The sequence below is a fragment of the Anaeromicropila populeti genome, assembly GCF_900112775.1.
Classification (GTDB): Bacteria; Bacillota; Clostridia; order Lachnospirales; family Lachnospiraceae; genus Anaeromicropila_A; species Anaeromicropila_A populeti.
Genome location: NZ_FOYZ01000001.1, coordinates 204430 through 218682, shown reverse-complemented (window position 1 = coordinate 218682; position 14253 = coordinate 204430). Strand labels below are relative to the sequence as shown.

Annotated in this window: 9 protein-coding genes; 8 read left to right on the top strand and 1 reads right to left on the bottom strand. The window is 33.7% G+C overall.

Annotated elements, in window-relative coordinates; all coding sequences use genetic code 11:
- The first annotated feature begins 1 nt into the window (after position 1).
- From BM305_RS00960 to BM305_RS00945, 4 genes are read left to right on the top strand one after another with little or no spacing between them, the layout of a single operon-like run.
- Entirely contained in the window at positions 2-1207 is a 1206-nt protein-coding gene (locus BM305_RS00960) for a sensor histidine kinase (RefSeq protein WP_207649447.1), read from the top strand.
- Positions 1204-3516 (top strand): hypothetical protein, encoded by a 2313-nt coding sequence (locus BM305_RS00955; protein ID WP_092558820.1) that lies wholly within the window; start codon positions 1204-1206, stop codon positions 3514-3516. Before BM305_RS00960 ends, BM305_RS00955 begins: the two co-directional genes overlap by 4 nt.
- On the top strand, positions 3513-4457 hold the full coding sequence (locus tag BM305_RS00950; RefSeq protein ID WP_092558819.1) for an ABC transporter ATP-binding protein: 945 nt from the start codon (positions 3513-3515) through the stop codon (positions 4455-4457). Before BM305_RS00955 ends, BM305_RS00950 begins: the two co-directional genes overlap by 4 nt.
- Positions 4441-5331 carry an ABC transporter permease gene (locus BM305_RS00945; RefSeq protein ID WP_330393388.1) on the top strand — a complete coding sequence of 297 codons (891 nt, stop codon included), beginning with the start codon at positions 4441-4443 and terminating at the stop codon, positions 5329-5331. The genes BM305_RS00950 and BM305_RS00945 overlap by 17 nt, the downstream gene beginning before the upstream one ends.
- A gap of 107 nt (positions 5332-5438) precedes the next feature.
- On the opposite strand, the gene BM305_RS00940 is transcribed toward BM305_RS00945, so the two are convergent.
- The gene (locus BM305_RS00940; protein ID WP_092558817.1) at positions 5439-6227 is read right to left on the bottom strand and encodes a hypothetical protein; all 789 of its coding nucleotides are present in this window, start codon (positions 6225-6227) and stop codon (positions 5439-5441) included.
- A 470-nt stretch (positions 6228-6697) separates the two neighbouring features.
- Between BM305_RS00940 and BM305_RS00935 the strand changes: the two genes are divergently transcribed.
- The 4 genes from BM305_RS00935 to BM305_RS00920 all read left to right on the top strand — a co-directional run bounded on the left by BM305_RS00935 (position 6698) and on the right by BM305_RS00920 (position 14241).
- Complete coding sequence (locus BM305_RS00935) at positions 6698-7630, top strand: cell wall hydrolase (RefSeq protein WP_092558816.1); 933 nt, start codon at positions 6698-6700, stop codon at positions 7628-7630.
- 108 nt (positions 7631-7738) lie between these two features.
- On the top strand, positions 7739-9229 hold the full coding sequence (thrC, locus tag BM305_RS00930; protein WP_092558815.1) for a threonine synthase: 1491 nt from the start codon (positions 7739-7741) through the stop codon (positions 9227-9229).
- 472 nt (positions 9230-9701) lie between these two features.
- Positions 9702-12215 carry an Ig-like domain-containing protein gene (locus tag BM305_RS00925; protein ID WP_092558814.1) on the top strand — a complete coding sequence of 838 codons (2514 nt, stop codon included), beginning with the start codon at positions 9702-9704 and terminating at the stop codon, positions 12213-12215.
- Between the two features lie 148 nt (positions 12216-12363).
- Positions 12364-14241 (top strand): ComEC/Rec2 family competence protein, encoded by a 1878-nt coding sequence (locus tag BM305_RS00920; RefSeq protein ID WP_177214481.1) that lies wholly within the window; start codon positions 12364-12366, stop codon positions 14239-14241.
- Positions 14242-14253: the final 12 nt, after the last annotated feature.

Sequence of the window (14253 nt, the reverse complement as noted above, 5' to 3'; positions counted from 1 at the left end):
AGTGAAGAGTTTTCGAGTTCAGATTATTGTATACTCATTCTTAAGTTTACTTTACACAATAATAACAGAGCTGGTATTCTTTGGCATTTTTTATTCTGCAAAAACTCTTTTTCAAGATGCAGCTCATTCTGGCGAAAAAGTTGGTGATGGTACGCAGCGGCTTCCGGACATTTCTAATAATGTTTACTTTAATCCAGGTAATGAAAACTTGAATTATTATAATCAGAAAACCTCAGGAATTTTTACGAATAGTTTATATTTATATATTATAATAGCCATTGTAATAGGGGCATTGCTATTTGTGCTTTTTTTTCTAGTTATGACTAGGAAGTTTACAATTTACTTAAAAGAAATTATATCAGGAATTAATGAAATTTCACTAGGTAATTTTGAAGCTAAAATTATGGTTAACAGTAATGATGAATTTGCATTAATGGCAGATCAGATTAATAATATGTCTAGAAAAATTAATTTATTAATAAAAGAGGAACGGAAGGCAGAAGAAGCAAAAAACGAGTTGATCACTAGTGTTGCACATGATTTAAGGACACCGCTGACATCTATTATAGGATATCTATATTTAGTTTCTGTTAACAAAAATCTTGAAGCTGAGAAAAAGGATAAATATATTGAAATTGCGTATGATAAATCAAAAAGATTGGAGAATCTGATTGAAGATTTATTTCGATATACAAAGTATAGTTCTGGAGAGGTAAAGCTTTATAAAGAAAAGATTAATATTGTAAAGTTTATGGAGCAGATGATAGAGGAGTTTTATCCAAGTGTTCAAGAAGCTGAGTTAGAACTAGAGTTTTATTCTAATGTAAAGGAAGGTTTCATTTTTGCGGATGGAGAACGACTAGCTCGTGCAATTGGAAATTTAATGGTAAATGCAATTAAGTATGGGCGTGATGGTAAAGTAATACGAATTAAATTAGAAATACTAGAAGGAAACATAAAAATAGCAATTGTCAATTATGGGGCTGTTATACCTAAAAAAGATTTAGATAATATTTTTGATCGTTTTTATCGTGTTGATAATTCCCGCTCACGAGAAACAGGAGGAAGCGGGTTAGGGTTAACAATTGCAAAACGCATTATTACAATGCACGATGGCTCTATAGCAGTTAAAAGCGATTTTGACGGAACAGAATTTAATGTTGTTTTTAAAGAATATGTAGCAAAAGAGGAGGAACAAGCTACATGACAAGAAAAGATAGAAGGAAAGCTGCCTGCTGTTTTGTTCGTGTTGGGATTCTTCTTTTGAGTATGGTTCTATTAGGTGTTTCAAGAAACGAAACGATTCAGATTTCTGCAAAAAATAAAGCTGAATTTCAGATGAAGGTAACTTATGGATTAGCTGGAACGGTAAAGCATGGAAGATTTGCTAATGTACATTGTGAAGTGACAACGGAGCTTGAAACGTTTCAAGGGTATTTGCAGGTGATTATTCCTATTGGCAGTGGTGCCAGTAATGAGATGTATCAAAAAGAAATTATATTGAGCCGTCAGGTAACCAAAAGTATAAATATTGTGGTTCCTACAGACGGATTTTATAAGACATACAAAGTTTGTATTCAGGATCAAGATGGGAATATTATGTACTCACATGAGTATGAAATACAAATGATCAGTGGTACAAAGGCTGTTTTTATGGGAATTATAAGTGATGAGTATGAAAGTATGGATCAGCTTTGCCAAGGAGAAATGGAGCAATTTCCGCTAGAAATCAGCAAGTTTCCAGAAGAAGAAAGGGGCTTAAGTGCACTGGATATCATTTATATGGAAAAGTTTGATTTGGATCAGCTTAGCCATAAAATGTGTTCTATCATTGTAGAATGGGTAGAAGACGGCGGAACTTTAGTGTTAGGGCTGGATTGTAAGAATGAAAATGGCTACTTTGAGAATTATTTAATAAATGGGAAAGTAGTAGGAGATGTGTGGGATGAAGATTTATTTTATCGGTTTGATGTAAAAAGTGGGACGATATTAAGATGTATAGACCGAGAAGATTTCAACGTATCGGATTCCAACGAAGAATTTGTTACTGTTTTTCTAGAAGGAATTTTGGATAATTTAAGCCAGATTAAAAAAAATCAATTGCGGAATGAGGATTATGATATTACATCTGAGGATATGTATTTTGTGAATTCGCTTAATACGGTAAAGAAAGAGTATATGCCGAAGTTAGTGGTTTTTATGGGAGTTTACTTAATCTATATTGTATGTATTGGACCTGTTTTATATCTTGTTTTAAATAGAAGAGATAAGAAAAGAATGATGTGGATTATGGTTTATGTTTTATCTGTTTTTTTTACTGGAATTATTTATTTAATGAGTACAAAAACACGAATTAGTCAGCCTATCCTAGACTTTATTTCTATATATGAATATTCTTTAGGTGATGATACGGTAAAGGAGGATACTTTTATCCGGTTTTTGCAGCCGTTTCAGGGAAAAACAGAATATACCATTGATGGAGACTATCAAGTAACTTCACGAGATGATGTATTTAATTATTATTATGAACCAGTTGAATTAGACTCGGATGCATTTTATAAAACAGGTATTACACTGGGAGAAGGTACTACAACTGTAGACATTAATAGCACGGGTAGATTTCAGTCTAATTTTATAAAGGCATCCACAGTGCATAACATGGAAGGTGAAATATCCTGTCAGTTATTTTATAAGAATCTGAATTTATCAGGCACCATTACAAATAATCTGGGATACAATTTAACTAATGTTTGTTTGTATACTAATCTGACAGTAGTTAATATTGGTGATTTTTTTGATGGCACATCGGTTGATATTGCAGACAAAAACAAGTATTTTCCTTTTGTAGAAAGAACTGCACCTTATGATAATACAGGAGGTATTGATGTTTTCGAAGAAATTTCTGGAGGAAGTCCATATGTTTTAACTCAGGATGCAGAGGCAGTACAAAGGTACACTGTTCTAGAAAACTATGTATTTGACCGACGTATAGAAAGTGACGGCCTGCTAATTGGATTTATGAAGGTAGATAAGAAGCTTGGTTTCATGGGGGATGAACAAACAACAAGAAGTGGTATACAGGCAGTTATCATTCCGTTAAAACAGGTTGAGGCAACTTATCAAGGAGAAAGAATTATCCCAGATATCGAGAAATATCTGAATGATTTAGAGGGAGAATGCTATCCTTTTGGAAATTATATGGAATCAGATCAAGTTCTTGCAGAGTATCAGTTTCCATCAGATGTAAAGGTGAGTAGTATTCTATATCTGGAAGAATTGAATCAGATGCAGAATGGGGATGATGATTTACAGTTTCAAGGGACTATTAGTGCATGGAATTGGAAGCTGCAAGAATATGTTAATTTGTATCAAAATGGAGAAGTGCTTTCACTTGAAGATATTGAGGATTATTTTGATGCAGAAAATAAAGTATATTTATATTATCAGCTTGATAATACGGTAGATAATTCGTTAGCGACTCTGCCTATTATTTCAGCAACTTGCGAGGTGAAATGATGCTGCAACTTGAGAATATATCGATAGCATACGGAAAATGCAAAGTAGTGGAAGACTTGAATCTAGATATAGCAGAAGGGGAAATGTTTGGGCTGGTCGGACCGTCAGGAGCGGGAAAGACATCCATTTTACGAGTGATCGCTGGTATTATTAAACCTAATGGTGGAGCAGTGCGAGTAGATGATATTAATATTGTGGTAAACGAGAAGAAGAGAAAGCGAATGATTGGGTATTTACCAGCTGATTTTGGAAGTTATGAAAGCTTGAAGGTATCCGAATATTTGCAATTTTATGCGTCTACTTATGGCTATGGAGGGAAAAAGACTACAGAGGTATGTAATCAAGCACTCTCGTTTGTACATTTGGAGCAGAGAGAGAATGAGTTGGTAGATGGGTTGTCAAGAGGAATGAAACAGCAGTTGTCTCTGGCAAGAAGTATAATTCATAATCCCAGAGTGCTAGTTTTAGATGAACCATATTCAGGAGTTGATCCAATTGCGTTAAAGGAAATTAAGAAGATTTTAGTCAAACTAAGGCAGTTAGGAAAGACTATTTTAATTACTTCACATATGTTACCTGAAATATCAGATATTTGTACTTCTTTTGGCGTATTAGATCGTGGAAAGATGATTATTCATGGAAAGACAGAAGAAGTAATTACTTCTATTAATGTTATCAATCCGATTGTAATACAAATACTAGAGGGAGAAGAGAAAGCATTAAAGATATTAAAGGAAGAAGTACTGGTAAGAACGGTTTCAATTGAAGATAAAAGGATAGCAATTACGTTTAGTGGTGATGAATATGAGCAGGCAAAGCTGTTGACAAAACTTACGAACAGCGGGGTATTAATTGGATCCTATAACCGGATAAAAGGTGATTTCGATGCATTGTTTAATGCGATTGTGCACCAGCCTGATTTGAATGGAGGGGAAAGATGATTTGAATATTAATGCAATATATCAAAAGGAAATGCTTTTAAATTCCAGAAAAATGAGAAACTTCTTATATATATCTTTCTTCAACTTGTTTTTAGGTGCAGTTAGCTTGATTATGTTTTATTCCTTTTTTATGAAGTCAAATTATTCAGGTATGATTCAGTATGAGAATATATTTCAGGTGTTTAACATGATAGGCGTAACGGAACTGGGAATGGTTTGCGTTATGGTGCCACTGCTTACTGCGGGATCTATAGCAGGAGAAAAGGAAAGGAAAACTTTGGACAGTCTATTAGCATCAAATTTAGTATCCTATGAGGTTATTATAGGTAAGATTTTTTCTTCTATAGGTATAATAATGCACTTAATTGTATCAAGTTTTCCAATTGTATCAATTGTATTTTCAATTGGCGGTGTAAAAATTACAGATATTGTAAAACTCTTTGCACTATGCCTGGTAGCAGCTATTTATATAGGAAGTGTGGGTGTTTTCTTTTCTGCATGGATCAAGAGAACGATTGCAGCTACCGTAGGGACGTATATTTATGTTTTATCTACAGTCTTTGGAACGGTGTTTTTAGTTAGAATTTTTAATATTTTTTGGTCCAGTAATAATTTAGCAGTAAAATATGGAGGAAGTTTTGAACAAGAGAAGTTTATGTATATTGGATTATTGAATCCTTTCTTTTCTTTGTCAGAGGTAACATGTGTAAAAAATAAAGTGAGCTCTCTATATCAGATATCATTAATAAAGGATTCTTCAAAAAGCTGGTTCGGATTAAGTATTACAGTGCAGCTTATATTGGCTCTTATATTTATTCTGGCCGCATCTAAAAAATTGATTCCATCAAAAAGGAAATGCCAAAAGCAAAAATAAAAAGAGACTGATGCAAGCGTTTTACATCAGTCTCTCTTTTATGAAAATGGAAGAAGAAATATAATATACTAAGATTATAGCATATGATTTTGAAAAAAGATAGTAAATTATAGAAGTCGTATGCTTTTTCCTATTTTTATTCGATTATATAAGGATGCATAGGTTATTGCATTCAGTTCTGATATATAATTTTTGGTATAATTTTTATGAAACCCCTTCTTTTCTAATAAATCAACGGCTTTATTATATGCTATGGCGGCTTCAATTTCTGTTGGGTAAAGTCCAATCTTATAGTTACCAATAATATGAATAACAGAGAGGTAGGAAGTCCGCCCATTAGTGGTAATTCTCCGAACACCATGATATCTATTAATAATTTCTATGTTCCTATACCTAAGATCTTGGGAGTCTCCATTTACAAATTTATAATCTCGATTTTCAACAGCGTAATTTTTTATACCATAGCGGGAAAAAATATTTACCTGCATTCCATAATCTGATACAAAAAGATGTCCGCCTCTCTTCATTATTTTATGATTTGAATAATAAAATAAGTCATCTACATCAAATTTCAGAATGTCATTCATGGATATATAATAAAGAAAGTAGGAGTCCTTCAAATAAATGGGAGTTTTAATATAAATGCCACTATCTCTGAAATTTATCAATATAACCCATTTTTCAAAAGAGAGAACGGGGACGCAGGCATCATAATCTCTAATGGAAAGTTGAACTGTTTCTAAGATGTTCTTAGCTTCCAGATAGGATTTATGAGCGTTATCTTCAGAAGAATAGCTTCCTAAGCTAATGTGGCGGTTCTGACACGTAATGGAACTGCGGTAATATACTTCACCATTTTTCTTAATAGCTTTATAAACACCTGGCAATAAAGACATTTTTTCACCTCAAATTCCCTTGTTGTTTAAAAATATTATAACATAAGATACAGAAAAAAGTGTAGAAAAATTGTTACATAAATGTTACAGATTAAGGAGTCTAAGCTTCTAATCTATCTGTATATGAATTACATAAAACCCCTAAAATAGAGTGACTATAAAGAAAATATAGACTAGAATTTAATTTTTAATGAATAAAACCAAAAATATGGAATAAAATTATTAATAAATCGTTAACAAAGTATTAACAAACGAGTGGAAAAAATAAATAAAAATACAGAACAAATATAAAGTTTTGTTGTGGAATTTGTTGGGCAGTTTAGAAAAAAATGTATTTTGAAAAGTAACGTTTACTAAAAATTGCTAAACGATATTGACAAAAAAAGGAACTTTATTTTACAATGCTAAGCAACCCATAGTGTTATGGATAAAAAATCAAGAAATGAGAATGATAGAAAAGAGGAGTATCTATGCAACGTTTAAACTCAGTTCTTCCTGTACAGACTCAAGAAGGGGGACTACTTTTCAAAGGATGCAGATTAAGTATGCTAATCATGGCATATGCCTTAGTGGCAATTATTATAGTAATCAGCCAGGACAGCTCATATGCAGGAGGGGTATATGCTGCGGAAAAGGGAACAGTTGGTCTTACTTATGAATTTGCGGAAAACTCAGCAGAAAAAGCACAAGTACAATTTGCTCATATATATCAGGCGACTTATGGTTCTTTTGGACTAAAAAATCAGGCAAAGGAGTTTGTAACAAAGACACTAGAAAATCAGTCGCTAATTGAAAACCGAATTATGCTAAAAGGACAAAATCTGGCAGTTGATGAAAGTATGCTGGGGGTAAATCTTAAAACGGCAGATTTAAAATCAGTTTCCAAAGAAGAGATAATAGAGAGCAATCAGGCATCTAAAAGTAATACAGAGGCTCTTGCAATAAAGAAGAGCAAGAAAAAGTCTCAAAAAACAAAAGTGATTGAGAAGGAAAAGAAAGAAGAGAAAGAGTCAGTTACATTGTCAAAGAAAGAGAAAGAAGTTTTGCTAAGGATTGTAGAAGCAGAGGCAACTGGTGAAGATATAAAAGGCAAGATGCTGGTAGCCAATGTAGTGCTAAATCGTGTTAAAAGCAAAAAGTTTCCCAATACAGTGGAAAAAGTTGTATTTCAACATAGTGGGTCAAGTTATCAGTTTTCACCTGTAAAAGATGGCAGGTATTATTCAGTTGAAATTACCAAAGAGACAAGACAGGCTGTTGAAAAAGTGCTGAGTGGAGAAGATGATTCAAAGGGAGCACTCTATTTTATGTCAAGAAGCCGGGCATGCCAGTCAAGTGTTAAGTGGTTTGACAATAGTCTGACAAAGGTTGTCCAATATGGGTGCCATGAATTTTATAAATAATATGCTGTTAGATTGCTAGTTGATACGAATTTAGAAACATGATATAATAACGTCGATTAGAATTACAAAGTAGCTTGATAAAACAATTTAGGAAAAGGAATGAATCAAATGAATGTACTATATAGCAGCACAAGAAGTAAAAATGAAACAGTAACAGCATCACAGGCGATTTTGAAGGGCCTTGCTGATGATGGCGGACTTTTTGTTCCCAATATAATTCCAGAGTTTACTTGTAAGATGGATGAGTTATGTGACATGTCGTATCAAGAAGTGGCATATGAGGTAATGAAGCTGTATTTAACGGATTTCACTGAGGAAGAATTAAAATATTGTATACAGAAGGCATATGACAGCAAATTTGACACAGATGAAATTGCACCTGTCCGAAAGGCAGAAGGAGCTTATTATTTAGAATTGTTTCATGGTTCTACGATTGCATTTAAAGATATGGCATTATCTATTCTGCCATATTTGTTAACCACAGCAGCAAAGAAGAATTGTGTTAAGAATGAAATTGTAATTTTAACGGCTACTTCAGGGGATACTGGAAAGGCTGCTTTGGCAGGATTTTCTGATGTGGATGGAACAAAAATTATAGTATTTTATCCGAAGCATGGAGTGAGTCCGATACAAGAAAAGCAGATGGTAACACAAAAAGGCGCCAATACATATGTGGTAGGCATCGAAGGAAATTTCGATGATGCACAAAATGGCGTAAAGGAAATGTTTCGTAATAAACAACTGGAAGAAAAGATGCTTGCTTCTGGGTATCAGTTTTCTTCTGCTAATTCCATTAATATCGGACGTTTGGTTCCACAGATTGTATATTATGTGTATGCATACACTAGATTGCTGAAGCAGGGAGAGCTTAGCAATGGAGAAAAAATTAATGTTGCAGTTCCAACTGGTAATTTTGGCAACATTCTGGCAGCATACTATGCAAAGAATATGGGACTGCCAATTGATAAGCTGATTTGTGCCTCAAATGAAAATAAAGTTCTCTTTGATTTTTTTCAGACAGGAAGCTATGACCGTAACAGAACATTTATTTTAACCTCATCACCATCCATGGATATATTGATTTCCAGCAATCTGGAAAGGCTGATTTATAAAATTGCCGGGGATGACGCGGATACCTGTGCAAGTCTGATGAAAGCTTTAAGTGAAAAAGGAAGCTATACTATTACAAATGATATGAAGGAACGGTTGTGTGATTTTACAGGTGGCTTTGCAAAGGAAAAAGAAACTTTTCGTGTGATAAGAGAGCTTTATCATAAAACAGGTTATGTTATTGATACACATACAGCAGTTGCCGCAAGTGTTTATGAGCAATATAAGGCAAAAACCCAGGATACCAATAAAACAATTATTGCGTCTACAGCAAGTCCTTATAAGTTTACCCGCAGTGTTATGAATGCAATAGATGAGAAGTATGATAAAATGGGTGATTTCCAACTGGTAGACCTTCTAAGTGAATTAGCAGGAACCCGTGTACCAGATGCAATTGAAGAAATCAGAACAGCTCCTGTTTTGCATGATACGCTGTGTTCCAAAGATAAAATGCAGGAAACAGTGGAAAAGATATTAGATTTGAAATAAGTAAAAATGTTAAGCAGTTCGGTTTTTTTGCGAAGCCAGAACTGCTTTTTCTATTTATAAGTCTAGAGCAATTTTTAAAAATGACAAAAAAAGTAAGTATAATTTTAAAAATAAACCGTTTGTGACAAATGGGTGACATAATTTTGCCATAAACAAAAGGCATAATGTAAACAGTTCAGTGATACGGAATACACCGTATCGGAAGAACACGATAATTGTTTCAGATAACTGCAAAACAGGGAAAACAGACAGTACTTCCTTGAAGTAGCAAACAATCAAATTATTGGGAAAACTACTTGACCTTTAGTTTGAATGTTGATATAATCATCTTGTTATTGGAACAATTATATTTCACAGTGTTACACATAGGTTTTCAGCCATACATATTATTCCGATAATGTTGCTATGTGTTGAACTTATGAAGTGGCAGGCAAATATAATATTAACCAAAATTTAAGGAGGAAGAAAGAATATGAAGAATTTCTTTAAGAAATTAGCTCTTGTACTTGCTTTAGCAATGGTGGTAGCATCCGTTACCCCTACAGCACTTTCTGTAAGCGCAGCAAGCAAAATCACACTTAAGAGCGGAAAAGCAGCACCAAGTACGGTGTATGTAGGAAAAACTTATTCATTAAAAGTTGCTGGAACAACTGTTAAATTTTACTCTAGCAACAAAGCTGTAGCAACTGTAGGTTTAACTGGTGGAAAATTAACTCCAAAGGCTCCTGGAACAGTAACAGTTACTGCAAAGAGCAAAAAGACTGGTAAAACAGTTGCAACAAAGAAATTTACTGTAAACGAAAGAGCAGCAAGTGTTGCTGTTGATCAAGCTGAATTATATTTAGCAGTTGGTGGCACAGCTACTATTAAAGCTACTAAGACTCCAGCTACATCAACTGACGTTGTAAGATTTTTATCAACTGATAAGGCTGTAGCAACAGTTGGATTAACTGGCGGTAAAGTAACAGCTAAAGCAAACGGTAAAGCTACAATTAACGTTTACTCAATGGCTACTAAAGCTACTAAATCTACTAGCAAATACAACAAGACAGCTACTGTAACTGTTTATGTTGGAACATACCTTGACACTGTTAAGCAGGTAAGCACAACTAAGCTTGAACTTACTTTCAAATCAGATGTAGCAAGTGTAAAAACAAGTGATTTCAAAGTTGTAAGAGATGCAACTAGCGCAACTCTTCCAGTAAATACTGCAACTGTTAGTGATACTAATAAGAAGGTAGTTACTGTTACAACATTTGAAGAAATGAAAGATGGCAAAACTTATACTGTAACTTATGGTGAAAACAAAGTTCAGTTTACTGCAACTGATGCAACAGTTACACAGCTTGAAATTACTCCATTAACAGTTCAGTATGGTACTGAAACTGAAATGAAAGTTCTTGCTAAAGATGCAAATGGTGTTGTTGTAACTGAAGTTGTATATGGTACAGCTAATTCTAACATTGACTTTACACTTAACACAACTGGTGGTTATATTAATGGTTCTAAGTTGTCATTATCTAAGATTGGTAATACTGCAACTGCAACTGCAACTTACCATACTTATACTTATGATGAAAATGGTCAGGAGAAAAACGTTGTTAAAACTGGTGATGTTACAATTACAGCAGTAGAACAAGTAGCTATTACTCTTGATGCTTATAATTACCACATTGCTAACTCTGATGTTACAAGTGTTGATTTCAACAAATTAACAGAAAGAAATACTACACTTGCTGTTGGTGAAACTAAGAATGTTGTTTTCAAATTTGTTGATTCAAATAAGGCTGAAATTACTAACTATGAAAACTACACAGTAGTAAGTTCTAATACTGATGTATTATTAATTAACCAAGCTTTAAGCTCAACAGTTAAATATGCAAGTATTATTGCAGTTAAGACTGGGGATGCATGTATTCTTGTTAAAGATGCAAAAGGTAATGTTGTAAAAACATTAGCTGTAACAATTGTAGCTGCAAGAAAAGCAACTTCTATGACATTAGATAAATATTCTGTATCAGTTTCTAATGCTGCAACTGTAGCTGAAACAGCACCTGTAGTGGTTAAAGTATTTGACCAGTATGGAAAAGAAATGTCAACTGAAGTAGAAGCTGCTGATATTACAGTTGAATGTACAAAAGTATCTACAGCTACTCCAACTGCTTCAACAGTAAATGGTTCTCTTGCAACTTATGTAACTATTGCTGATGGAAAAGTAACATTTTTAGGTGCAAGCACTACTGCTGCAACTTACACTTATACAGTAAAAGCTGGTAGCCTTTCTAAGCAAATCGTTGTAACTACAAAAGCTCCAAGTGGTACACCAACATACGAACTTGTTTTAGGTGCAACTACTATGGATGCAGTTGTTAAAGGTGAAGATGATATCAAGAAGACAATTTCAGTTAAATTAGCTGAAAAATTAGGCGGAGTTATTAATTCTTATGTAGCTGGTGCTACAATTACTGTATTAGATTCTACAGGAAAAGATGTAACTACTAAATATTATGATAGTGCAAATGGTGTATTTAAAGTAACAGATAATGATGCAGGTGTTGTAACTAAGACTCCAGCTGGTTCTTATACAATTAAAGCAGTTGCTACTATTGGTGGAAAAGATGTTTCTTTAGTTCAAGGTATTGTTATTACTGATACTCAGGGAACAATTACAGCTGCTCGTCAGGTACAGTCCATTACTGCTCCATCTTATACATCAGATATGCAAATGGTAAGGGATACAATGACAGCTGCATACAAATTAGTAGATGATGGTACAGCATATGCAATTGATAATACAAAGTATATCATTCCATCTACAGCTGAATTTAGTGCAGAGTACAACTTATACAAGAATACTTCAAATGTTTACACAGGATTATTTGTTAAAACAGTTGTTGTTTACAAATATGTAGGTCAAACTTCTACTAATGTAGATATTTTAGTACCATTTACTGTAACAGTAAATGAAACAATTAACTTTAACTAATTTGTAACATTGTCAATATAAAAAAAGAACCTTAAAGATTTCTTTAAGGTTCTTTTTTGCGTAAGGACATAATTTTACCACATTTAAAAATTATACTATAAAAGTAGAATGGTAGAAAATGTTAGGCAAAATGAAAGGATAGTTGATGATGAAGTGTTTAAAAAAAGCAAGGCTTGCCAGATTACTGATAGGAGCTATTTTTATAGTATTGTTTATAGTTCAGCATAAGACCATTGATGCTGGCAGCAGTAAACTGACAGTTACATTTTTAAATGTGAAACAAGGAGATGCGGCGCTTTTAGAGAGCGATGGAAAGACGATGCTGATTGATGGAGGGCCAACAGCGGAAGGAAATACAGTTGTAGAATATTTGAAAGCGAAAGGAATCAATAAGCTGGATTATATGATTGCAACCCATGACCATGCAGATCATATAGGTGGGTTAATAAGTGTTTGTAAAGAAATAGAGGTGGGGAAGATATATCGGACAAGGCAGCCTTATATAGATGCTACCTCTACTACTTTTAATCATATTATAATGACGAAAAATATTGCACAGGTATATCCATCAATGGGAAGTACCATTCAGTTTGGAAGTGCAACAATAACATTTATTGCGCCAAATAGTAGCGGATACAGCAGTTATAACGATAATTCACTTGTAGTAAGGATTGTAAATGGACGGAATTCTTTTTTGTTTACGGGAGATGCAGAATTTCAGTCGGAAAGTGAAATGATTCAAAAGGGTTATGAATTAAAATCGGATGTATTAAAGGTTGGACATCATAGTGCATTAACTTCTTCTTCAGATGCCTTTATACAAGCAGTAGACCCGTCTATATCAATTATATCCTGTGATGAGAAGCATCAGGCTGGTTTTCCTAGAATAACCACATTGAGAAAATTAACAGATAGTAATATATATCGTACGGATATTTCAGGAAATATTGAAATGGTCAGTGATGGATTTACAATTACAACAGAAGCAATTCCTTATTCCTATGCAAAATATGGAATTGACGTGGTGACTGGGAAGGTTACATCAACAAATGCTAAGGAGAGTAAAAATTTATCTAAACTCAGTGCAACTTCAATGAGCGGAGAAATTACATTAAATAAAATGTCTGCGGATGAAGATTATGATCCTATCTATAAAAGTCCATTAACAATTTATTTTCAAGCAGATTGTGGTATTAGTTCAATAGAATCCATAGAGTATTTTTTGGCTGAGGCGGGGGTTGTCTATAACCTAAATCAGATTGAATGGACAAAGCTTGATTATAGATATGTAACTTTAGCAAATGACTTTGTGGGATGTATTTATGTGAAATTTGTAAACCAACTTGGAAATGTGGTGATTAGAAAAACCAATGGATTTACGCTAGACGTTAAGGCTCCAACAAATTGTAAGGTAGAATCTACAGTTAGTGGATTAAATTTAGTAGAAGTAGATGAAAAAAATTCATATAGTCGATATGGATATGAACCTGTGCACTTAAAGTTTTTGGCCGATTTTGGTGTTAGTGAAGAGGAAAAAACGGAATATATGTTAGTCAATCGTGGTGCAGGTTTTAATGAAAATAGAGAGTGGACAGAAGGAAATGAAGTTACAATAGAGGATACATTTATTGGACGTGTTTATGTAAGATTTACAGATGGTGCAGGACATGAGAAAATAGTGAAGACTACCGGCTTTACGTGGATTGAAGGAAGCCCGATTAATACAAAAGTGGTTACAAGGAAAACTGAAATTACCTATATAGGATTTTCAGAAGAAAGTCCAGAATCTATAGAAGTAAAAAATAAGTTAACGTTAGGATTTAAAGCCGATTTTGGATATGGTGGAAAGAAGTCAATTCGATATAAAGCTGTTGCTGTTGGAGAAAATTATAAGACCAGTGGGAAATGGATAACAGGAAGTAGTGCTGTGCTAAAAAAAGGATTTGAAGGCTGCGTATATGTAAGGTATACAGATAAAGCTGGTCACACTGTTACAAGAAAAACAAATAATTTCAAAATAATTTAAGGAAAAATGAGA